Origin of the sequence: Arthrobacter glacialis (genome assembly GCF_002909445.1) — a bacterium.
Lineage (GTDB): Bacteria > Actinomycetota > Actinomycetes > Actinomycetales > Micrococcaceae > Specibacter > Specibacter glacialis.
Genome location: NZ_PPXC01000010.1, coordinates 83,671 through 106,145 on the forward strand (window position 1 = coordinate 83,671; position 22,475 = coordinate 106,145).

The window sequence follows — 22,475 nt, forward strand, 5'->3', positions numbered from 1 at the left end:
TCTTGATGATCGACGTCAATGACGGCTGGCGAGGCTACCGTCCAGCCAGCGGGTAATGCTCCCCTGATTGCCTGAGTAGTAGTGGCACAACGTCCACCCGGCCCTGTCCGGGTCAGTGGCGGTGAATTCCCCATTCTGGGCCACGTCGGCCGGACTGAAATCGCCGGTGCGCAGCGCGGGCAGCGCCCCCAGAGCAAGCCACGTGGCAATCTCCTCTAGGATCCATTGGTTGGCCGAGGGGAAAGGGAGGGCCCGGGCCAACTGTGTGGCGGAGGCCAGCTGGTAGGCCTGCTCGACGCCGTCGAGCATCCCAAAGCGGGCATCGGAACGGTGTCCCGGGTGCAGCGACATCCACAGCAACAGTTGCCAGGCGCACTCGATGAACCAGCCCTCCACCAGGGAAAGCTGCTCCCAGATCCGGTGGTTCAGCAACACCACGCCAGTGTTGAACGGGGGTACCGCGGCCACACCCATGGCGCTGCACAGGCGCAGCAGCGCTGGCTCGTCAAGAAACACGGCGTCCGGACCGTGGTGGCTGCGCGAGCTGTGAACCTCCTCGCGGGCCACAATGTCGGGCTCCCGGTAGGCCCGAATCAGGTGATCGACGTCGGCCCGGAAAATTGTGTCACAGTCGCAGTACAGCACCTGCTGTGCCGGGGTGTGTGCCAGCCACGAGTTGTTCAGGAACTTGTGCAGCGCAGGGTACCGGGCCAAAACGGGCCAGCCACGGGGACACAGCTCCGCCAACCGGCGGGAGTAGTCGCCCTGCAGCTGGAGCCAGGCGCGTTGTTCAGCGCAGATCCGGACAAGGTGCGGGGTGGGGGTGCCGTACAGGAAGACGACGACGGCAATGCTCCCGTTGTGGCGGCGAAGGCTGGCCAGGCTGCGCTCGAGTTGGCGCAACAACGGGTCGGTTCTGTCGCCGTCGGCCAATGAGACTGAATAACAAACTAGGCGCTCAGTCTGGTCCATCAGGTCCTCCAGAAAACCCATCCAACGGTGCCGCGTGCCAGCGATTTTGAACCCGCCGCTGTACTGACAAGCATCCTCGGTGCGATCCCCGGCCGTCAAGAAATAATTGCACGCACTAGGTTCCCGACGACGGGACGTCAGCCATCCGGGCAGGGCAGGCGCTGCTGGCGCAGCCAAGTCGCCAAGCCCAGGGAGTCGAAGAATTCCGGGCGCATGGTTGTCCTCCCTGCGGCGTCCACGGCAAAAGCTGCCAAAGCCAATGACCCAGCGGGCGCACCCACGTGCCTTTTGGGCCCAGGGCAAGGGTGAGTTTTCCGGCGTCGAGCGTCATGGCAGTTCCTGCGCCCAAGACGAACACACCTGAGTGTCCCCGGCCAACCCGGCCTCCGGGCTGGGTGCCCACAGTGAAGCCAAATCCGTCATTGCATGGGCGCTGGTCGGGGAAGGCCGAATCTTCCGCGCAACCCTCACCACCCTTGGTGACGTGCGACACGTTACTGATTGGTAACAAATACCTTCCACAAAGCGATTCCCCCGGGGTACGCTGGCGTTTATGAGCCAATACCAGCCCCCCATTGCCGACATTGCCTTCGCCCTGGAACACGTCGTGGGGTACCCAGACCTGGCCAAACTGCCCGGCTTCGAGCACGCTGACCTTGAAACTGTGGTGGAACTTCTTGAGCAGTGCGGGGAGTTCATGGCCGAGGTGGTGGCGCCCACCAACCGCCGGGGCGACACGGAAGGATCACGCCTGCTGCCCGGCGGTGCGGTCGTCACGCCCAGCGGGTTCAAGGAGGTCTACCAGCAGTACGTCGACGCCGGGTGGGGCTCGGTGCCACTGCCGGAGGAGTATGGCGGCGGCGGATTCCCCCGCACGGTAGGCCTTGTCATCCAGGAGCTCATGACCAGCGCCAACATGGCGTTCTCGCTGTGCCCGCTGCTGACCCAGGGCGCCATTGAGGCCCTGCTGCACTACGGCGACGACGCACTCAAGCAGCGCTACCTGCCCAAGATGATCAGCGGGGAATGGACCGGCACCATGAACCTGACCGAACCTGCGGCCGGGTCCGACGTCGGGGCTCTCACCACCCGTGCGGTGCCCCGGGCCGACGGCAGCTACGCCATCACCGGGCAAAAGATCTTCATCACCTACGGCGATCACGACATGGCTGACCAGATTGTCCATCTGGTGCTGGCACGCACGCCTGGCGCCCCGGAAGGAACCCGCGGCATCTCCTGCTTCATTGTGCCCAAATTCCTGATCAACGACGACGGTTCGCTGGGCGAGCGCAACACCGTCCAGACGGTTTCCCTTGAGCACAAGATGGGCATCCACGCCTCCCCCACCTGCGTACTTTCATACGAGGACGCCACCGGATATCTCATCGGAGAAGAGAACCTGGGCATGCGCATCATGTTTGTCATGATGAACAGTGCCCGCCTCGGGGTTGGGGTGCAGGGCCTGGCCGTTGCGGAACGGGCCTACCAGCAGTCCCTCGCCTATGCGCAGGAGCGCAGGCAAGGACGTGCCATCGGCGCATCCGGGACCAGTTCGGCCATCATCGAATTCCCCGATGTGCGGCGCATGTTGCTGACCCAGCGCGCCCATCTGGCCGCCATGCGTTACCTCATGCTGCTCGACGCCAGCTATGTGGACAAGAGCACCCACGATCCAGACCCGGCCGTGCGTGCACGGGCAGCCGAGATCGTAGGGCTGCTCACCCCCATTTGCAAGTCATTCGGCACAGACCTGGGCAACGAGCTGACCTCGCTTGCCCTCCAAATTCAAGGCGGCATGGGCTTCATCGAGGAAACCGGGGCCGCCCAGCACGTGCGCGATATTCGGATAGCCGCCATCTACGAGGGCACCAACGGAATCCAGGCCGCGGACCTGGTGGGGCGCAAGCTCGGCATCCGCGGCGGGGCATCCGTCCTGGAGTTCATCGCCACCATGCGTGAGCTTGAAACCGAGCTGTCCCAGGCCGGTCCGGAGTTCGGCAGTATCGCGGCGGAACTTGGCCGGCAGTTTGACGCCCTTGAGGAGGCCACCCACTGGATGCTGCGCACGGGCGCCACTGACCCCAATGCAGCCCTCTCCGGTTCGACGCCGTTCCTGCGCATGTGGGGGCTGTGCACCGGCGCGTGGATGCTGGCCCGGGCGGCCCTGGCTGCCGCCGCCACGAACGACGCCGCACTGGCGCAGAGCCAGCTGGTGCTGGCACGATTCTACGCGGAGCAACTGCTCCCGGCGTCGGCCGGTTTGCTGGGAGCCGCCACAGCCGGTTCTCACGACTTGTTTGGCTTGGACGCGCACCAGCTCGCTGGCGTTGCCAGTCCTCGGATTCGGATCTAGCAACCACCCTCGTCTAGGGTGCTGTCGCCTTCAGGTTGTCCAGCAGCACCGTCAGCGGTGCGTTGTTGGCGGTGCCGGAGAGGTAGCTTGCAAAGCCCACGCTGCCTGGGCCTTGCAGGGCTGCCGTCGTGTCTGTGATGCTGCGCTGCCATGTGGCTGGCTTGGGACGTCCCTGTTCCCACACTCTGGCCCTGATGGTGGTGGGCGACGTTCCGGTCACCTGCAAGGATGGCCGCCAGGGGCCCAGAGAGGGCCCGCCCCCACGAGCAACACAATAATGGCCAGCTCCGCTGTCAAGATTCGACAGTTGCTCCTGACGCACTCCAACGAACACATTTCCGGATGCCGGAAGACACTTTTCAGTGGCGAACCACGGGTTGCCGCAAGATGGTTTTGAGTTTGTCAGGCGCTGCACGGCGGGGGTCACCGAGATAAATTTCGTGGTGCTTGCCGTTGAACACCAATCCGTTCTCCGGCATGAAGTGATCGTGCAAACGGGCCAAGGTGGGGGCCTCGTCGTCGTACGGGCCAATATGGAGGATCTGCACGCACAATCCCTCGTTCAGGTCCATGACACGCAACTGGGCCAGGCCGGGCAAGGTTTTCTTCGCAGAAGCCTGCTCGACGGCGGCCGCCACCATGTCCGGAGTGATCCAGTCGGGTTGGCTGATCATCATGGTCCAGTCCCACTGGTCCTTGTCCCCGGCCGTGAACGCGCCCATGTCCGCAGCCCACCAGAGTCCCTCCAAAGGGGCCACAACAAAGTCACGCCCGAGCACGTTCTTGCTGGCGAACTTCACTCCATAAGCCGTTGAGTAGAGGGCCTCGAGAGCCTCCGTATATGCGGAGGAGGTTCCGGGCTTGCCATGCCCGTCAATCGCAAGGTACTGAACCGGGGGCACCTCAACCAGGGAAAAGTCCTTGGCGCTGGGCGCAAAGAGCTCCTTATAAGCTTTCTTGACGTCAAATTTGTCCATCTCAGGCATCCTCTTCTCCGGCACAGGCCCCTGCTGCGGCACAGTCGTTGATGTCCAGTCTAGGATCATGCCAACCGCAACTAGCCAAGGAGTGCTGTGCCGACCACATCAACGTCCGTCGTCCGGCCGCTATGGTGGGGGTTTGTCCCCTACATCGTAGTGTCGATAGTCCACGTCGCCGCGCGCTTCGCCGCTCATGATGCGCTGGCAGATCCCACCAAATTGTTACTCATGCCTGCTCTAATGCTTGCAGTATTCTGGGGCTGGCACCGGCTCGGCGCCCCGCACGCTCGTGGCTTGTTGTTGGCAGGTTTACTGTTCTCCTGGCTGGGCGACGGCGCTGGCACCTTCTTTCCCCTCGCCCCCACCCTGCCACTGATGCTCCTCTTCTTTGGGGTGGCGCACCTGTGCTACATGCGGGCGTTTTGGCAACACTTAGCCGTCAAGAAACTGTCGTGTTGGGCATTCTCCTTCGCCGCATGGTGGCTGGTGCTGGTGATAGTTATCGGACCCAGAGCGGGAGGGTTGATCATCGCAGTGGCGATGTACGGCGTCGTACTGGGCGGAACAGCTGCCCTCTCGACTCGCTGCCACCCCCTGGTCATGTGCGGTGGCCTGTTCTTCCTCGCCTCGGACACCATCTTGTCCTTCCGCATCTTTGCCCTTGAACTCATGCCGGACTGGACCAGCGGCATGGTCATGCTCACGTACACGGTGGGCCAAGGCCTCATAGCGGCCGGGGCGCTGCTCACCGTGCGCCGCCGTGCCGCGCTCGCGCAAGGGCTCAGAACTTAACTCGATCAAGCTCCCGCAGCAGCCTGGGACGGTTGCGGTTCCGCTCTCGCAGCGAGGCAACGAGCCCGGCAGTGGCTTCCGGGCGACCGGCAACCGCAGCGATGGCGCGATGTTTGCGCAGCCGCGCCACTGCCATTTTGTAATTGCGCACCTCAGCCACGGTGAGGCCGGCCTCGACGATGCTTTCCAGCACGGGCAGGACGGCGACAGGGTCATGCACCTGATAGGCGGCGATGAGCCGATCCCACAGCTCTGTTCTGGCCAGGTCCAGCCGATGCGCCTCCGTCCACGCCAGCGGCACATTGTGAAGTGTCTCCAACGGGAACTCAATGTAGTCGTCAGGGCGAGCGGCCAAGGCAACCAAGACATCCGCTTCCTGTGGCGGCCATGCCCCTGAAGCGACAGCGTGGAGTCGGTTTGCAGTGCCCAAGCGTGGCCACCGCTCAAAGAGCGTGCGGCGAGCATCTAGCTCTTCCTCTCCCCGGTGTTCGTGCAACAGCTGACACCAGTACTCCCCTGCAGCCTCGGCCTGGTGGCTTTCCTCCAAGTGCGGGCGCGTAGTTGACTGGGTCAGGCTGGACGTAGTCTTGCCCGTCGCCGAACTGGAACGTGATCAGCCACCCGATCAACTTTGCCGTTGTTGGCGGTGCTTCCCTGCACAGCTCGGCATGGAGTTCCAGCAGGTGGCAGAAGACGTCGCTGATGCTGCCGTTGGAGTCATCGGCACGCAAGAGAACACTGCCCATCGCGGTGAGGGCTTTTTGTACCACCGGCACCACCGCCGCCGCACCCTCATGCTCCCGGGCCTGTTCCAGCACCCCAACACCTTCCCAAGCTTGGGCGCAATAGCGATCGACAGCATCCCAGCGGAATAGGTTGGCCCGGCTGCGAAACATTGGCAGCACCTGCTGCGCTAAATTTTTCTCGTGCCCCCTTTCATTCGCCCCTGCCGGACTCCCGTCCAGCGACCCGCAGCACGGCGGACCGCCCCGGTTGCGCTGCCTCGCTAGGATGGGCACAGCCATATTTGTGGATCCCAAGGCGGCAGCTCGGACAAGAACAATTCAGGCCATGACCAGCACAAGCTAAGGAGCAGGACAATGAGCGAACCCCGGCGCAGCGTTGGCGCGGCTATCATCCCCCACCTCATCCGCTGGAGAGGCTCCAAAAGAGAGTACTCATCGCCCACGGCATCGCTGCGCAAAGCTGATGAACACCTCCTTCGACCTCAGTCCTACGCGCCACCAAAAGCGCTGGATCGATCGGTGAAGTTGACAGTGCGCCAAGTCAGCGGCTGGCCGATCTATACCGTTGCCCCCAAGCACGGACCGATTCACCGCCGAGCGCTCTACGTTCACGGTGGAGCATGGGTCAAGGAGATCTCGCCGTTTCATTGGCGGCTGATCGCAGAACTCGCCTCGAGCACAGGAACCGAATTCACCGTGCCCATCTATCCCCTGGTTCCTAGCGGCACCGCAGGCACAGTAGTGCCCATCATTGCCGACCTGGCCGAAGCCCTCATTGAGGACGTGGGCGCCTCACAGGTGGTACTCCTCGGCGACTCCGCTGGCGGCGCCCTCATCCTCTCTGCCGCGATGCTGCTGCGCGACCGTCAGCGACCCGCCCCGCGCGACATCGTACTCATTGCCCCGGTGGTCGATTTGACATTCACCGACCCGTTGATCTACGAAATCGAACCGAGCGATCCGTGGCTGAACGTCCCTGGGCCTGCGGCGATTGCGCAGAGGTGGCGAGGAGATCTCTCGATCCAGGATCCTCTAGTCAGCCCCGTCAATGCACCCTTGTCGGGACTGGGCCGAATCACACTGTTCAGTGGCACCCGGGACATCACCCACGCCGACGCTCTCACCATGGCCCGCAAAGCCGAAGCCGAACATCACCCGTTTGATTTGCACCAGCATGCTGACATGATCCATGTTTACCCACTACTACCCATCCGCGAAGGGGCACACGCGCGCAAGCTCATCAAAAACGTTCTGGTCAACACGCCGAAGTAGCCGGTCCTCGCCAGTAGAAACGCTGAGCGACGCCGATATGGTCATTCTCTGTGTTTATATCAGCAGCGAATGACCATATCGACAGCGGAAGGCCCAAACCCCGGCAGCTGCGCACGGCGGCCCTCCACATTCCACGGTCACGCTCACGCTGGGTACAGATCCAGAACTGTACATTCTGTACAGTCGGCAAGATTGGCGCCGACTCGATACTTTAAGCATGAACTCACGCACCCCGCTCAAACCGTCCACCCTAAATATCCGAAAAACCAACTTGACTGCTGCAGCCTCGGCGCGCACTCCGGTGTCCCTTCCCGCGTTCCGAAAGATCATCTGGCTGATGCCCGCAGCCTATCTCCTGCACATTGTTGAAGAGTATGCCGGCAATTTCCCGGCGTGGGTATCCGAGGACGTGCACGGCAAGTTCAACTACTTCGGCTTCGATACGAACAACATCATGTTCATGATCGTGCTTCTGACACTGGTGACCTTGAATTTTAGAAAGGCATCAACAAGGACGGCGATCGCACTCACGGTGTTCGCCAGCGCCAACCTCTTTTGGGACGCCCTTTTTCATCTCTTCATGACCCCGCTTCTCGACCGCTATTCCCCGGGCTTGGTCACGGCGGTGCTGCTGTACGTCCCGATCTCGCTCCTGGTGGGGATCGTCGTCATCAAAAACCGAATTCTCCGGCCACGCACTTTCGCGATTGCTGTGGGCGGCGGCGCCGTCCTATTCGGCTTCGTTGTCTGGTACGGCCTGTTCCACTTCGCCGTCTAACCGCCACCAAGGACTTCTCTGATGCCACTCGAAAACGCCCCATCTTCCCCTCGCCGACGCTCGTTCACCATGCCGAAAATGCGCCCCTGGCTCCTCAAAGTCATCACCGTCACAGCGATCCTCGCCGTCATCGGTGCAATAATCGGACTCGATGTCCTGCGACGCCACAACGGGGAGGGCACAGATCAGCTCAGCAATCCGGCTTTCTATTCGATGCCAAGTCCCCTTCCAGTGGGTGCACCCGGGGAAATTATCCGATCCGAGCAGATCGCCGGGGCCCCGTCGCAAACTTCAGCCTGGCGGGTCATCTATCACTCGCGGGACCTTGCTGGCCGTGACATCCCGGTCTCCGGAATGGTGATAGTGCCCAGCAGCCCGGCTCCAGCGGGCGGGCGAACCGTCGTGGCATGGGCGCACCCGACCACCGGTGCCGCGCAGAACTGTGCGCCTTCCTTGGCGATGGATCCGTTCCAGCTCATCGAAGGGATGCACCTGTTACTTGACGCGGGATTCGCCATCGCCGCGACTGACTACCCCGGTTTGGGTGTCGCGGGCGAATCTTCCTACCTACTTGGCGTCCCTGAATCGAACAGCGTGCTTGACTCCGTGCGGGCGGCACGTCAGATAGACGAGGTCCACGCGAGCACGAATGTGCTGCTCTGGGGTCACTCGCAAGGCGGCCAGGCTGCTCTCTTCGCCGCTCAGCGAGCCGCGGAATACTCACCAGAACTTCACCTCAAAGGCGTCGCTGTGGCTGCGCCGGCAGCCGACCTACGTGCGCTGATGACGGCAAACCTGAACAACATCTCTGGCGTCACGATTACCTCTTACGCGGTGACCTCCTATGAGGCGGCCTATGCGCAGCCAGAGTCGTCCTCCCAGATCGATGACATCCTCACCTCCAAAGGCGCGGCCGCAACGCCCGCCATGGCTGCGCTCTGCCTGATCACCCAGACGGAACAGATCCATGCGATCGCCACTCCCCTCATCGGCAGCTACGTCACCAGCGATCCATCGACGACGGCGCCATGGCAGGAGCTGCTCGCGGAAAACAGCGCCGGAGGATCGCCGATCAACGTACCGATCTTCGTCGGGCAGGGCTTAGCCGACAAACTCGTTGCCCCGGCCTCAACGAGGGAGTTCGTCGCTGGACTGTGCGCTGCGGAGGAGGACGTGAGCTTCCACGAGTACCCCGGTGTGGACCACACGTTCGCGGCCTACGCGTCGCTGCCCGCCCTAGCCGACTGGCTTATCAGGGTCGAGGCAGGGCAATCTCCTGCCAACTGTTAGTCCGATCGTGCGGTAACTCAGCCCCCTGACCAAACACTGGTTATTTTGCCCAGTCAGCGTCGCACCGTCCCTCTCCACAATGGATATATGAGAACAACATCAGCTCCCACAGACCAGCCCACCTCCCGTGCTAAGCGCTCGCTCGCCGGCGGCATCCTGCCTCTCATCGGCACGATCCTCTTCGTGATCGTCACGGTCCTCCAGTTCGCAGGGGGCGCCGGCGAAGACTGGGGACCACAACTGGTCACCAACGCCGTGACCTACATGATCGGCTGGGCCGGCGTTGGCGCTGGCATCTCGCACCTCTTCTTCAGCAACAAGATCTCCAAGACGATCGGCTTTGAAAAGAGCCCCTACCAACACGAAGTCGGATTCGCCGACCTCTCGATGGGCATTGTCGCCCTGATGGCTGCCAGTTACTCCACCGAGTTCGCCCTATCCGTGATCCTGGTCAGCTCCTTCTACCGCTTTGGCTGCGGCATCGGCCACATCCGCTCGATGATCAAGGACCACAACTTCGCTATCAACAACACCCTGATCCTGTTCACCAACTTCCTCGTGCCCGCATTCCTGATCTTCGCGTACTACAACTGGGCATGATCCACTACACCCCATCAGGGGTCCGCCTCACCGAGCACATCCGCCGGCCAGGAAATCTCAACTGGCTATTCCTCCCCGGCGGCCCCGGCATCGGCTCGGAAAGCCTAACTGGCCTCGTCGACCTGCTCGAGGTGCCCGGCACCAGCTGGCTTGTCGATCTCCCCGGTGATGGTTCAAACGTCGAAGGGCCCGGAATCTTGGATGATCCCTTCCGCCACTGGCCCAACGTACTCACCGAAGCCGCAGGAACGGTCGCCAACCCGGTGTTCGTCGGTCATTCAACGGGCGGGATGTACCTGCTCGCAACAGCCGAGCTCGAACAACTACTCGTGGGACTAGTGCTCATCAGCACCGCACCGGACGCATCATGGCTACCAGCCTTCACCACCATGACCGAGCAGAATCCACTACCCCAAGTCGAGCTCACAACGGCCCGCTACGAATCCGAGCCCACCAACGAGAACCTAGCCGCCGTCGCGGTTGCCTCAACACCCTGGAACTTTGGCACCACCACGCTCGAGACTGGCGCCAAGTTTCTCGCAACCATGCCCTACAACGGCGCCGCCGTCGCCTGGTCCGAGGAAAACTTTGATCACGACTACGAATACGCATGGTGGCCAACACTCATCCCCACCCTCATCGTGAGCGGCAGCGAGGACCGAATCGTCACCCAAGAGCTCTGGAATGACAAACGGTTCACGGGCAATAACATCCACCATGCCCGAATCGAACGAGGCGCCCATTTCCCCTGGTTTGAGAACCCAGCCGCCGTGAAGGCGACCTTCGAGAAGTATTCCGAATCCCTGGCGCGAGCCATGTTAGAGTCACCTTACTGAGGTTAGATCCGAGCAACGGGTGGGGTTCACATGATGCTCGTCGAACGGGCACACGCCCATGTCATCGACAACGCGATCGAGAGCGCGCGCACCGGGCATCCAACAGTTCTCGTGATCGAGGGCGTAGCGGGGACAGGCAAATCTACCCTCATGACTCAAATCTGCGGCCGTGCACGGGGGTACCTGTCACGTACGGCTGAGGGTGATGATGGAGAGCATGGCTCGCCGTTTCAAACTCTCGAGAGCTGGGGCGTCACTGTCGCACGAGGGAGCAATGGCGCGAGTCCGACGTCGTTCGTCGTAGCGCAGCAGCTTCGCGAGCTGGTCGACGATCTGGGCACCAGCGGGCCGGTACTGCTTCAGCTGGACGACCTGCAGTGGGCCGACCCCGAGTCGGTGCAAGCCTTGACGTGGCTCCTTGAACGCGTCGCCGGTGACCGGCTGCTCGTCGTCGTGGGCACCCGGCCTCTGGCCCCGCGCGACCATGACGCTTGGCAGCGGTTCATCGCCTCGTCAAACACTGTGCACACGTTGGCGTTGAACGGGCTCAGCAACGACCTTGCCACAGAGCTCATTCAGGGCGTTCATCCCGGAGTTTCCAACGACGTCGCGCATTACCTCTGGGAGCACACTGGAGGTAACCCGCTCTACCTGACATCCCTGCTCCGAGGGCATGATCTCCCCGAGTTAAGCCGCATGCGCGTGCTGCCTGCGCCCGCTGAGTTCGCCAGAACCCTCAGTGCCAGGGTCGAGCGCTTGAGCGATGCCGCTGTCCGACTGCTGCGGGCCGCTGCCGTCCTGGGTCAGAGCTGGATGGCACTGCCTGAGGTGGCGCTTGTTGCTCACGTTGCTACGCCGACGGATGCAGCGGCCGAACTGGCGGCACACGAACTGCTCCTGCAACGCGCTACCAACCCGGGCCTGTCGGTCAGGCTTCCCCACGCGCTGATACGTGCGGCGGTGTACCAATACATTCCGCTACCCGAACGACGGCAACTGCATCTGTGGGCTGCCGAGGTGGTTGATGACGAGTCAGCCGCTCTCGAACACCGCCTCGCGGCAGCAGAACAGTTCGACGACGTATTGGCGGACGAGCTTGAGCGCTTCGCACGTGCACGGCATGCCCATCGCGAGCATCGCGTTGCCGCCCAGCACTACCGATGGTCAAGCCGGGTCACCTCGAACAGTCTTTTGCGCAACCGCCGCTGGCTCGATGGTTTGTTTGAGAGCGTGCTCGCCGGTGACATCGCTCTGGCGCAGGATGAACTGGCCGAGAATCCACACTCTCGAGACCATGTGCGGCGCGCTCTGGTGACCGGCGCAATCGAAGTGTTCGCCAGCAATTGGCGCAGTGCCCTGCAGAACTTTGCACCGGTAGCGAACGAGGAAACAGATTCACTCACCCGTTACCGCCTTGAGGTTCTCACGGGGTGGTCTCAACTCGGATCCGGGGGTGAGACCCAGGACGTGGTGCGCGCCCTGAGCATCGCCACCAGCCAGGGCCAGCAAGACGGCTCACTCGACGGATTTGTCTCCTTCACCCTCGGCATGATCGGGGGCCGTACCGGCAGCACCACGGCGTTGGCAGAAACGTTTGCGTCCCTTCCGAAGATCGCCTCAGCGACGCCGATCGAACTCACCTATCTTCTTGCCTGGCGTGGGATGATATTCCTTCGTCGCGGCTTCCACGAAGAGGCGATCGCCGACCTGACCGAGGTCGACCGACGCATTCAAGATGGCTTCCCTGACATCAGCGACGGTCGGTTTATGGCCAGTTTAGCGGCGGCGCTTCTCAGCTCTGGTCAGGTCCCTCTTGCCGACGCGAAAATGCGCGTTGCCCTTGACTCGGCCCGCAACACCAACAATCCGCTCCTTCAAACCCTCGCCGCATGGGTTCCTATTGCACTGGGCGATATGGAACGCGCCAACGAACACTTACTCAACGCCACAGAGTGGCTGCGCCGGATGCCATGGCCTGAGGCGTTCGAGACTCTCCTCGTGGCGCAAGTGATGCAGCTCCACCTGAGTGAGGATCACGGTGCACGGGCTCGTCTACTCGGGGATCATCGCCGCATGTTCGGCCGCCGCACTCTCGATCCGGAGGGGTCGATGAATCCGTTCTGGATTCTCCACGCAGCCATGGCGTGTGTGTGGTCCAACGAATTGGAGAGTGCCGCCGGGCTGCTGGCACAAATCCAGCACGATGCGCTCACACCGGAGTGGATCCACGCCGGTGAGCGGTGGGTGAACGGACTCATCGCCGAGGCCAGGGGCAATGACTCGCACGCTCTGGCCCTGTTTGACGAAGCCGACACGAACTGGCCAGACCCCGGGCACCTTTATCTCGCACATATGCACTTTGACCGGGTGCGGGTCGCGGAGCGTCTGGGCGAACAGCACGCAGCCACAACGTCCCGAGCCATCGCCAGGGACATCTACGAGAAGGCGGGAGCCCTGGGTTATCTCGCACGACTGGGCGAATCTGAAGAGGCATCCACTGCCCAAGCATCTCTGACGATGCTCTCTGACCGCGAGCGTGACGTCGTCGCCCTGCTAGCCACGGGCCACAGTTACGTGCAGATCGCACGCGACCTCTACATCAGCCGCAGTACTGTCGGTTTTCACCTGTCCAACATTTACGCCAAGACGGGAACCTCGAATCGACACGAGCTGATCGACTTGGTGCGGACCTAAAGCACCGGCAGAAACGCTGAGCGACATCGATATGGTCATTCGCTGTGGTTATATCAGCAGCGAATGACCATATCGACAGCGGAACGCCAAAAAACCCGCTGTCTCTCAGTTATAAACTAAGGAACAGCGGGTTTGTTTCGGTCGGGCTGACAGGATTTGAACCTGCGACCCCCTGACCCCCAGTCAGGTGCGCTACCAAGCTGCGCTACAGCCCGAAAGGTTCAACGCTTGGAAAGTATCTCCCGTGGCTGAACCACCTGAAATAGTTTACTCCATATATATGGTGGCCATGACCATTTCAGATGTGAGCCGCATTACTTCTTGCGGCTGCGCTTTTCACGCACGCGCATGTTGACCTCGATGGGGGTTCCCTCGAAGCCAAAGGTCTCGCGGAGACGGCGGGTGATGAAGCGGCGGTACCCGGGATCCAGGAAGCCGGTGGTGAACAAAACGAACTTCGGCGGGCGGCTGGAAGCCTGTGTGCCGAACAGGATGCGCGGCTGCTTGCCACCACGGACCGGGTGGGGGTGCTCGGACACCAATTCGCCCAGGAACGCATTCAAGCGGCCCGTGGGGATGCGGCGGTCCCAGTTTTCCAGGGCCAAGTCCAAGGCTGGTACCAGCTTGTCCTTGTGCCAGCCGGTCTTGGCCGAAATGTTCACCCGCGGTGCCCACTCGACGTGTGCCAGGTCCTGCTCAATTTCGCGTTCCAGGTACTTGCGGCGTTCGTCATCCAGCAAGTCCCACTTGTTGAAGGCGAGCACCAAGGCACGGCCGGATTCGATGGCGAGCTGCAGAATGCGCACATCCTGCTCGCTGAGCACCTCATCCACGGCCAACAGAACAACGGCAACTTCAGCCTTCTCCAAGGCACCCTGGGTGCGCAAGGAGGCGTAGAAGTCGGCGCCCTGTGCCATGTGCTGGCGACGGCGGATGCCCGCGGTGTCCACGAAGCGCCAGGTGCGGTCGCCCAATTCAATGAGCTCATCCACCGGGTCGCGAGTGGTGCCGGCAACATTGTCAACAACAACGCGTTCGGTGCCAGCCAGCTTGTTCAGCAGCGAGGACTTGCCTACGTTCGGACGGCCAATCAACGCCACGCGGCGCGGTCCGCCTGTGCGCTCAATACCGTCGACGGCGGAGAACTCGGGCAAGACGTCCATGACACGGTCCAGCATGTCGGCAACACCGCGGCCGTGAACAGCTGAGACGGGGTGCGGCTCGCCCAAACCGAGGCCCCACAGTGAGGCGGCGTCGGCTTCCTGCACCAGGTCGTCCACCTTGTTGCCTACCAGGATGACGGGCTTCTTGGACTTGCGCAGCATCTGCACAATGGCCTCGTCTGAGGCGGTGATGCCCACCACGGAGTCAACCACCAGCAGGACGGCGTCGGCCATCTCCACAGCAATTTCAGCCTGCTCAGCCACGCGCTGGTCAATGCCGCGAGCCTTGCTCTCCCAACCACCAGTGTCAACCAGGGTGAAGTTGCGCCCGTTCCACGTGGCCGGGTACTGGACACGGTCACGGGTGACGCCGGGAGTGTCCTCCACGACAGCTTCGCGGCGGCCCAGGATACGGTTCACCAGGGTGGACTTGCCCACGTTGGGCCGGCCAACAATGGCCAGTACGGGGTCCTGGCGGAGGGCATCTTCGGAGGTGCCGTCGTCGAACTCGCCGGAGAGCAGCTTGGCGTCTTCCTCGTCGAGTTCGTAGTTGGCTAGGCCTGCGAGCAGGCCGGCAGCGCGTGCTTCGGCGTCCTCGTCGGTGATTTCCGCAAGCCGCTCAGCAATGTGGTCAGCTCCCGTGGGCTCGTAGTCCCGGTGACTAAACTCACCCTCATCGGGGCGCGTGGCAGACTGTGAGTCGCTCATGGTTACTGTCCTTCTTGCTTAAGAGGTGTGTCTTCATCCGCAGGTAAATCCTGGCCTGTGACCGCTATGGCGGCAGCAATATGGGCTGCCAGCCGCAGACGGATCACATCGGTTGCTCTGTCCATTGAAACACGCCCGGAAACTCCAGGCTCACGTTCAATGGTCATCGCTTCTCCGAAGACCACATGCAGATGCCGGCGAGGTGCCGGAATTTTGTCTCGATGTTCGTCGCCAACCCGGGTTCCCAGGATGGCAACAGGGACGACGACGGCACTTGAGTTCAGTGCCAGCCACGCCACCCCGCTGTTCATGCTTGCGGCATCCCCGGTCCCCCTGGTGCCTTCGGGCAGAATGCCCACGCAGTCATTGCGGTCAAGGACAGCCTTGGCATGTTGCAATGCCGCCCTGTCCCCTGCCCTGTTGACGGGAATCTGGCCGGAGGCATGCAATACCCCGCCCAAAAATCCCTTGAACATGTCGTGGCGGACCATGACATGCATGTATCGATTTGCCGCACCCACCATGACGGGGCCGTCAAGGTAGCTCAGGTGGTTGGCTGCAAAAACTATTGGGCCGGCAGCGGGAATGTTCTCCCGGCCGTGCACAGTGGTTTTGTACACCACATGATCCAACACCCGGCCCAGCGGCCGGCTCCACCGGGTCTTCCAACGCGGCGGCGCCGCACTCAAGGTCCGCAGTGGTTTAGCCGCAGAGCTCATGCAGCGGGGCCTTCGTTCACAGCCGATCGCACCACATTGATAACCGCCGTGACAGTTTCCTCGAAGTCAAGATCCGAGGAATCAACCGTGTACACACCATCCGCCGCACGCTGGAAATCAACCACGGTGGAATCCTTGGCGTCGCGCGCCAAAACCTGCTGGACCAGCTGCTCGGCACTCTGGGTGCCACCCAACTGAAGTCCCCGGCGTCGCATCCTGGCTTCCTCACTGGCTGTCAGGATCAAACGGGCTTGGGCTTGCGGGGCCACAACGGTGGTAATGTCCCGGCCTTCCACCACAATGCGATGGCCGCACTGGGCAATGACGGCCTGCTGGCGGCGCACCAATTCCTTGCGGGCACCCAAGTTGGTGGCCACGGCGCTGACGTTTTTGGAAATTTCCGGATCACGGATGGGCTCGGTGACGGTGATGCCATTGACCTTGACGAACTCGCCCTCGGGTGTGAGGTTTTGTTCCAGGCTGATGGTGCGGGCGGCAGCCTCTACGGCGGCGGCATCGTGCAAGTCGATGCGGCCGTTGAGGCAATGCCACGTCAGTGCCCGGTACATGGCACCGGTGTCCAAAAACGCCAAACCAAGCCGCTTCGCGACAGCTTTACTGACACTTGATTTGCCGGATCCCGAGGGGCCGTCAATGGCTATCACCAGGGGCTTGCCCTGGCGCAACTGCACACTAGCTGTCACTGAATGACCTTCCAACCGCGTTCCGTCAAATCCTGTACCAAATTCACACGTTTGGACGGCAGCACTGAAAGCTCCACCATCCCCACCTGCAGCCCGGCAGAGTGGTCCAGGCGAAGATCTTCCACGTTGACACCAATCTCACCGATCTCGGTCAACAATTTTGCAATCTGACCGGGCTTGTCATCCACCAGGACCGTCAGCCACGAGTACTGCTGGGGCGGGCCGCCGTGCTTGCCGGGAATCCTGCTCTGGCCCGCGTTGCCTTCAGCCATGAGCTGCGCCAAATCCAGGCGCGCTCCAGGGGCTGTGGGGGCGCTGAGCGTGCTAATCAGCCGGTCCAAATCGAGCCGGACACCCTGCATGATCTCCAGCAATTTAGGGGCGTTGGCCCCCAAGATCTGCACCCACAGGGAGGGGTCGCTGGCGGCGATGCGGGTGACATCGCGCAAACCATTGCCTGCCAGCGACAGCGCATGGGCCGGCGTTTCCGCCAGCCTGCTGGCCACCAGGGAGGACATGATCTGCGGCAAATGCGAAACCAGCGCCACAGCTTCATCATGTTCCTCGGGAGAGAAACGGAACACCACCGCGTCAAGGTCGATAGCCAATGAATGGGCCACCTTGACCGCGTGGGCACTGCTCACTTCCGAGGGGCACAGCACCCACGGCATCGAGTTGAACAGTTCCCCGCGCGCAGCCACGGGCCCTGAGCGCTCCCGCCCGGCCATGGGGTGGGTGCCCACATAGCGCGACAAGAGGCCCAAGTCCTCGCCCACCAGGGTGCGGAGTTCAGCCAGCACGGCAAATTTGACGCTTGCAATGTCCACCACGACGGCGGACGGGTACCTTCGCAGGGCTGCGGCCACCACTGTGGCACTCACGTCCGGCGGAGCAGCCACAACCACCAGCTCAGGGTTCAGTGGCTCCGCGAGCTCAAGGGCGCGCCCGGCACCAATGTCCACTGCCACTGCTTGCGCTGACGGCGAGGGGTCGCTGAGCACCACATCGACGCCGCGGGCACGCAGCCCCAGGCCAATGCTGGCTCCCAGCAGTCCACTGCCAAGAACCAGCACGGGCCCCAATAAGTGCGAAGGATTCATGGGTTTGGTTACATTCCCACGTCTGCGAGCAGGTAACCCACCTCGTGGCGACCCAAAACGCGGACGCTGCCCTGGCGCTGGTCGCCCAGGGCGATGGGGCCGAACTTGACGCGCACCAGGCGCTCCACGGGGTAACCCACGGCGTCAAACATGCGTCGCACAATGCGGTTTTTGCCGGAGTGCAAAACAACCTCGGCCAACACGTGGCCGGGGGTGGAGTCCACCAGCCGGAAGGAATCCACACGCTGCCAGCCGTCTTCGAGCTCCACGCCGTCCTTGAGCTGGGCGCCAACACCCTGTGCCATCGGTCCCTTCACCTGGACCAGGTAGGTCTTGGGGATGCCGTACTTGGGGTGGCTCAAACGGTTGGCGAGTTCGCCGTCGTTCGTCAGGAGCAACAGGCCCTCAGTGGCCGTATCCAAACGGCCCACGTGGAAGAGGCGCTCGGCGGTCTGGCGCTTCTTGAGGAAGTCGCTGATGCACGGGCGGCCTTCGGGGTCATCCATGGTGGAGACAACGCCCTTGGGCTTGTTGAACACCATGTACACCATCTGGTCATTGGTCTGGATGGTCATGCCGTCAACGGTGATGTCAACGGTTGCCGGATCCACGCGCAGGCCCAGCTGGTTTACAGTGACGCCGTCAACCTGGACACGGCCCTCAAGGATCATGTCCTCGCACAGGCGGCGCGAGGCCACACCTGCCATGGCCATGACCTTTTGCAGGCGCACACCCTCGGCATTGTGAATGTCAATGTCGTCCGTGGTGGTCAGCGGGCGGCGGTTCTGCTCGGTGGGCCGATTCTTGCTCGAGGTGACGGTGCGGCCGTACTGCTCATTCTTGAACGGGCGTGCGCCGGTCTGGCTGGGCTTGCGTGCACCGGGCTTGCCGGTGGCCGACTTGGGCCCGCCCAGCTTTGAGCCGCCGGAGCGGAAGCCGCCCTCGCTGGCCGCCTTGGCCGCATTGGCCGCCCGGTCGGTGTTGTAGCCGGCGGCGCGCAGGGCGCCGGGCTTGAAGCCGCCATCGCTGGAGCCGCCGGACCTGTTGTTGCCGCCGGAACGGTAGCCGCCATCGCTGGAGCCGCCGGAGCGGTAGCCGCCATCGCTGGAGCCACCCTTGTAACCGCCCTCACTGGAGCCGCCCTTGTAGCCGCCGGACTTGAAGCCACCGGATTTGGGTGCGCCGGACTTAAAACCGCCCGACTTGGGGGCGCCAGATTTGAAGCCACCTGATTTGGGGGCGCCTGAGCGCGGATTACCTCCACGCGGCTGGTTCTGCCCGGAAGAGTTTCCGGAGCGGTGCGACGGTGTCGGTGTCATGGGAATATCCTTAAAGTACTAAATGTTGTGGTCAAGCTAAAAGTGTGAATCATCGATTTCATGAAGGTTTTCCAGACCGGGCAGGTGCTGTGCAATTTGCGGCAACTGATCCACGCTACCCATCCCCAGCCGTTCTAAAAAGTACGCCGTGGTGCGGTACAGGAATGCCCCGGACACCTCATCGGTGCCCACTTCCTCAATCAGTCCGCGCTGCGCCAGCGTCCTCACCACGGAGTCCACGTTTACGCCTCGAATGGCGGAAACACGGGCCCGCGAAACTGGTTGGCGGTAAGCAATCACCGCCAAAGTCTCCAAGGCCGCCTGCGTGAGCCGGGCTGTCTGGCCGTCCACAACAAACTGTGACACGATATCGGCGTAAGCAGCTCGTGAATAAACACGCCAACCTCCGGCAAGTTGCCGAAGTTCAAAGCCGCGAACCGGTACGGTGTCACCCTTCCTAGTATAGCCGTCGTACTCCCGTGCCAGTTCGTGTAATTGCTCACGTATTGCCGCAGCGGGCAAACCGACCACGGCAGCCAATGCCTCCTCGGTAACCGGCTCATCCACCACCATGAGCACAGCCTCCAGTGCAGCCCTGACGCCGTGCGCTGTTTCGAGCAGATCCGCAGCCTCTTCGGGCTGCGCCATGGATGCGTCAACGGTGCTTGAATTCTCGCTCATGATGCCACCTCCTTGCGTTCGTGTTCAGTTGCTTCAGCGGGGTCACCGTGGGGCGACTCCTCATCAAAGTCGCTGTCGGTGGCAAGACTGTGCTGGGCTCCCGCGCTCCACCGCACCAGCAGCTCACCCAGCGGATTGGCCTGTTCAAAGGTGACCACCTGGTCCCTGAACAGTTCCAGCAGGGCCAGGAACCGGGCAATGACCACCATGGAGGAGGATGCGTCGGCGCTCAAGGCGGCAAAGGAAAGCTGGGCTCCGAGCCAGGTGGCTGCGCCGGGATCGCCTTCTTGGGGCATGCCAGCGGTGAGCATGAGCGTCACGATGGCCGCTTGGTCGCGCACACTGACGTGCTGCACGTGCAGGTGTGCCAGGCCCACTTCGGTGATGGGTGCTTGTTTGGGTTCCATGGCCTTGGCGGCCAGTTGCGCGAACTGTTCGGGGGTGTGCCGCCACACCAGTTCCGGCAGCAGGGCGGCAAAGTGCGGTTCCAACCCGGCTTGGCGGGGGAAGCGCTGAGCCTCACGGTCAAGTTCGGCGCCCAGCAGGGCGGCAACTTCCTTGAACGCCTTGTACTGCAAAAGCCGTGCGAACAAGAGGTCACGGGCCTCCAAAAGGGCCAGGTCCTCGTCGTTCTCCACCTCACCGGCGGGCAGCAGCCGGGCAGCCTTCAAATCCAAAAGGGTCGCAGCCAGGACAAGGAATTCGCTGGCCTCATCCAACGCCCACTCCTGCCCCAATGACTGGAGTGCCTTCAGGTAGCTGATGAACTCATCCGTGACGGTGGCGATGGCCACGTCGGTGATGTCCAGTTCGTGTTTGGAAATCAGGCCAAGGAGCAAGTCAAAGGGACCGGTGAAGTTATCCAGCCGGACTTCAAAACGCTTGGGGCTGCTCCCCTGCGTACGTGCCGCGATCCCCGCGGCCTGTGATGGTGAAAGCAAGTTAGGGCGAGCCGCCCCGGGCGATCAGTTCCTTGGCCAGCCGGCGGTAGGAGTCGGCGCCCTGATGGTTGGCGGCGTAGGAGGTGATGGGCTCTGCAGCAACGGAGGCGTCGGCAAACTTGATGGTGCGCTTGATGACCGTTTCAAACACCTTGTCGCCAAACGCTTCCACCAGGCGGGCCAGCACTTCACGCCCATGCAGGGTCCGCGCGTCGTACATGGTGGCCAGGACGCCATCAACCTGCAGGCCGGGGTTCAAGCGGTCCTGCACCTTGTCAATGGTTTCCACCAGCAAAGCCACGGCGCGCAGGGCGAAGAATTCACAGATCAGCGGAATGATCACGCCGTGCGCGGCAGTCAGCGCATTGACCGTCAGCAGGCCAAGGGAGGGCTGGCAGTCGATCAGGACAACGTCGTAGTCGTCCTCAACCTTGCGCAGGGCACTGGCCAGGACCTGTTCGCGGGCAACCTCGTTGACCAGCTGAACCTCGGCGGCGGAGAGGTCAATGTTGGCGGGGAGAATGTCAATGTTCTCAACGTCCGTGTGGATGATGGCGTCACGAATGTCCACCTTCCGGTCCATCAAGACGTTGTACACGGTGATGTCGAGCTCGTGGGGGTTGGTGCCCAAGCCGGCAGACAGCGCGCCCTGCGGGTCAAAGTCCACCAGGAGGACCTTGCGGCCTGCTTCTGCGAGGGCGGCACCAAGGTTGATGGTCGACGTCGTTTTTCCCACGCCGCCTTTTTGGTTGACCATGGCAATAATGCGTGCCGGGCCATGGGAGGTAAGAACCGGGGGCTCGGGGAATTCCGTCAAGGGTCGTCCGGTTGGGCCCAGAACGTCCTCGCCCACGAGTGCCGTTGCACCCTGCTCGTTGCTCACCTGTCAGTCCACACTTTCGCTGCTTTGCCCTTACATCACTTCCAGTGACTAGGTTACCGGGTTGGGCGGGCATGTTTGGAACATTTAGCCCGGTTGGGTTTTGAGCCTTGACCCTCAAGTTGAAGCTGAATGTTGGTGGTGGGGGTGCCAGCCTATACTTCGAAGTGATGAGCAAAGTATCCGATTCCTCCCCCGGCGGTCCCCGCCTCCCCTCCTCTGCCGCCAGCCCTTCCACCCCCGCCCAGCGCAAGGATGTGGTGCGGGCAGAGAAGCTGCAGGCCGGCTACAGCGGCAATCCTGTCTGTGGTGTGGTCAGCTTCAGTGTCCACTCGCACCAGTCCCTTGCCTTGGTTGGCCCCAATGGCGCGGGCAAATCGACTGTTGTCAAGACCGTGGTGGGCCAGCTGGAGCCCCTCTCCGGCACAACCCTTATCAACGGCGCCGAGGTGGATGACAGAACCTTGGACTTCCGCCGTGAAGTGGCCGTGGTGTTTGATGACGATGCCTTCTTCCCCGCCCTCACGGTGGAGGAGCATCTTGCCATTGTTTCCGCCGGGCACGGGGTGGAGGATGTCGAGGACGTCATCGCCGCCGAGTTGGAGTTCTTTGGCCTCTCGGAGCAGGCTAAGTCGCGGCCGTACAACCTCTCCTCTGGGCAGCGCCGGCGCATGCTGCTGGCATCGGCCTTTGTGCGGCCCCGCTCCCTGCTGGTTCTGGACGAGCCCGAGCAGCGCCTGGACACGGCCATGCGGCACAAGCTGGCCACCAGGCTGCGGGCCGAGGTGGATGCCGGCCTGGCTTTGCTGGTGGTCACCCACGATCCGGACTTCCTCACCACGGTGGCCACCAAAGCCCTGTTTGTTGCCGACACCATTCATGTCATGACGCCCCAGCGTGCGGCTGCGGCCATCGCCTCCGAGAACCCGTACGCGGAGTAGCCACCC

General features: G+C 62.3%; 23 protein-coding genes and 1 tRNA gene. 10 read left to right on the forward strand and 14 right to left on the reverse strand.

Annotation, left to right across the window (positions count from 1 at the left end; translation table 11 throughout):
* Positions 1-15: 15 nt before the first annotated feature.
* Both CVS27_RS13475 and CVS27_RS20810 read right to left on the reverse strand, forming a co-directional pair.
* Complete coding sequence (locus CVS27_RS13475) at positions 16-972, reverse strand: hypothetical protein (RefSeq protein WP_133162934.1); 957 nt, start codon at positions 970-972, stop codon at positions 16-18.
* Between the two features lie 137 nt (positions 973-1,109).
* Entirely contained in the window at positions 1,110-1,253 is a 144-nt protein-coding gene (locus CVS27_RS20810) for a hypothetical protein (protein ID WP_165788309.1), read from the reverse strand.
* A 272-nt stretch (positions 1,254-1,525) separates the two neighbouring features.
* Between CVS27_RS20810 and CVS27_RS13485 the strand changes: the two genes are divergently transcribed.
* Positions 1,526-3,325: an acyl-CoA dehydrogenase gene (locus tag CVS27_RS13485; protein ID WP_103466271.1), complete on the forward strand. Its 1,800-nt coding sequence runs from the start codon at positions 1,526-1,528 to the stop codon at positions 3,323-3,325.
* Positions 3,326-3,338: 13 nt separating this feature from the next.
* Here the strand turns inward: CVS27_RS13485 and CVS27_RS13490 are convergent, their stop codons facing one another.
* Both CVS27_RS13490 and CVS27_RS13495 read right to left on the reverse strand, forming a co-directional pair.
* Positions 3,339-3,545 (reverse strand): hypothetical protein, encoded by a 207-nt coding sequence (locus tag CVS27_RS13490; protein ID WP_133162935.1) that lies wholly within the window; start codon positions 3,543-3,545, stop codon positions 3,339-3,341.
* Positions 3,546-3,684: 139 nt separating this feature from the next.
* Complete coding sequence (locus CVS27_RS13495) at positions 3,685-4,302, reverse strand: GyrI-like domain-containing protein (RefSeq protein ID WP_207767527.1); 618 nt, start codon at positions 4,300-4,302, stop codon at positions 3,685-3,687.
* Positions 4,303-4,461: 159 nt separating this feature from the next.
* Here CVS27_RS13495 and CVS27_RS13500 point away from each other — a divergent pair, with 159 nt between their 5' ends.
* On the forward strand, positions 4,462-5,097 hold the full coding sequence (locus CVS27_RS13500; RefSeq protein ID WP_279325118.1) for a lysoplasmalogenase family protein: 636 nt from the start codon (positions 4,462-4,464) through the stop codon (positions 5,095-5,097).
* Here the strand turns inward: CVS27_RS13500 and CVS27_RS13505 are convergent.
* Complete coding sequence (locus CVS27_RS13505) at positions 5,087-5,644, reverse strand: hypothetical protein (protein ID WP_133162936.1); 558 nt, start codon at positions 5,642-5,644, stop codon at positions 5,087-5,089. The genes CVS27_RS13500 and CVS27_RS13505 overlap by 11 nt on opposite strands.
* A gap of 121 nt (positions 5,645-5,765) precedes the next feature.
* Here CVS27_RS13505 and CVS27_RS13510 point away from each other — a divergent pair, with 121 nt between their 5' ends.
* The 7 genes from CVS27_RS13510 to CVS27_RS13540 all read left to right on the forward strand — a co-directional run bounded on the left by CVS27_RS13510 (position 5,766) and on the right by CVS27_RS13540 (position 13,313).
* Entirely contained in the window at positions 5,766-5,972 is a 207-nt protein-coding gene (locus CVS27_RS13510; protein ID WP_103466276.1) for a hypothetical protein, read from the forward strand.
* 225 nt (positions 5,973-6,197) lie between these two features.
* A complete protein-coding gene (locus CVS27_RS13515) occupies positions 6,198-7,115 on the forward strand; it encodes an alpha/beta hydrolase fold domain-containing protein (RefSeq protein ID WP_103466277.1) in 918 nt (305 codons plus the stop codon).
* 217 nt (positions 7,116-7,332) lie between these two features.
* Positions 7,333-7,893 (forward strand): HXXEE domain-containing protein, encoded by a 561-nt coding sequence (locus CVS27_RS13520; RefSeq protein ID WP_103466278.1) that lies wholly within the window; start codon positions 7,333-7,335, stop codon positions 7,891-7,893.
* 21 nt (positions 7,894-7,914) lie between these two features.
* On the forward strand, positions 7,915-9,183 hold the full coding sequence (locus CVS27_RS13525; protein WP_243400185.1) for an alpha/beta fold hydrolase: 1,269 nt from the start codon (positions 7,915-7,917) through the stop codon (positions 9,181-9,183).
* Positions 9,184-9,270: 87 nt separating this feature from the next.
* Entirely contained in the window at positions 9,271-9,783 is a 513-nt protein-coding gene (locus tag CVS27_RS13530; RefSeq protein ID WP_103466279.1) for a DUF6790 family protein, read from the forward strand.
* Complete coding sequence (locus CVS27_RS13535) at positions 9,780-10,619, forward strand: alpha/beta fold hydrolase (RefSeq protein ID WP_207767528.1); 840 nt, start codon at positions 9,780-9,782, stop codon at positions 10,617-10,619. The genes CVS27_RS13530 and CVS27_RS13535 overlap by 4 nt, the downstream gene beginning before the upstream one ends.
* Before the next feature lie 33 nt (positions 10,620-10,652).
* A complete protein-coding gene (locus CVS27_RS13540) occupies positions 10,653-13,313 on the forward strand; it encodes a LuxR family transcriptional regulator (protein WP_243400189.1) in 2,661 nt (886 codons plus the stop codon).
* 141 nt (positions 13,314-13,454) lie between these two features.
* On the opposite strand, the gene CVS27_RS13545 is transcribed toward CVS27_RS13540, so the two are convergent.
* The 9 genes from CVS27_RS13545 to CVS27_RS13585 form a co-directional block, all read right to left on the reverse strand.
* Positions 13,455-13,528, reverse strand: a tRNA-Pro gene (locus CVS27_RS13545).
* 99 nt (positions 13,529-13,627) lie between these two features.
* Positions 13,628-15,184: a ribosome biogenesis GTPase Der gene (der, locus tag CVS27_RS13550; RefSeq protein ID WP_103466282.1), complete on the reverse strand. Its 1,557-nt coding sequence runs from the start codon at positions 15,182-15,184 to the stop codon at positions 13,628-13,630.
* 2 nt (positions 15,185-15,186) lie between these two features.
* Positions 15,187-15,903: a lysophospholipid acyltransferase family protein gene (locus CVS27_RS13555; RefSeq protein ID WP_103466283.1), complete on the reverse strand. Its 717-nt coding sequence runs from the start codon at positions 15,901-15,903 to the stop codon at positions 15,187-15,189.
* Positions 15,900-16,607, reverse strand: a complete 708-nt coding sequence (gene cmk / locus CVS27_RS13560) for a (d)CMP kinase (protein WP_243400186.1) — start codon at positions 16,605-16,607, stop codon at positions 15,900-15,902. The genes CVS27_RS13555 and cmk overlap by 4 nt, the downstream gene beginning before the upstream one ends.
* Entirely contained in the window at positions 16,604-17,707 is a 1,104-nt protein-coding gene (locus CVS27_RS13565) for a prephenate dehydrogenase (protein ID WP_103466285.1), read from the reverse strand. Before CVS27_RS13565 ends, cmk begins: the two co-directional genes overlap by 4 nt.
* A gap of 8 nt (positions 17,708-17,715) precedes the next feature.
* On the reverse strand, positions 17,716-19,026 hold the full coding sequence (locus CVS27_RS13570; protein WP_103466286.1) for a pseudouridine synthase: 1,311 nt from the start codon (positions 19,024-19,026) through the stop codon (positions 17,716-17,718).
* A 36-nt stretch (positions 19,027-19,062) separates the two neighbouring features.
* Positions 19,063-19,707 carry an SMC-Scp complex subunit ScpB gene (gene scpB / locus CVS27_RS13575; protein WP_103466287.1) on the reverse strand — a complete coding sequence of 215 codons (645 nt, stop codon included), beginning with the start codon at positions 19,705-19,707 and terminating at the stop codon, positions 19,063-19,065.
* Entirely contained in the window at positions 19,704-20,648 is a 945-nt protein-coding gene (locus CVS27_RS13580; protein WP_103466288.1) for a segregation and condensation protein A, read from the reverse strand. Before CVS27_RS13580 ends, scpB begins: the two co-directional genes overlap by 4 nt.
* A gap of 1 nt (position 20,649) precedes the next feature.
* A complete protein-coding gene (locus CVS27_RS13585) occupies positions 20,650-21,531 on the reverse strand; it encodes a ParA family protein (RefSeq protein WP_103466289.1) in 882 nt (293 codons plus the stop codon).
* Between the two features lie 167 nt (positions 21,532-21,698).
* Here CVS27_RS13585 and CVS27_RS13590 point away from each other — a divergent pair, with 167 nt between their 5' ends.
* Entirely contained in the window at positions 21,699-22,469 is a 771-nt protein-coding gene (locus CVS27_RS13590) for an ABC transporter ATP-binding protein (RefSeq protein ID WP_103466332.1), read from the forward strand.
* Positions 22,470-22,475: the final 6 nt, after the last annotated feature.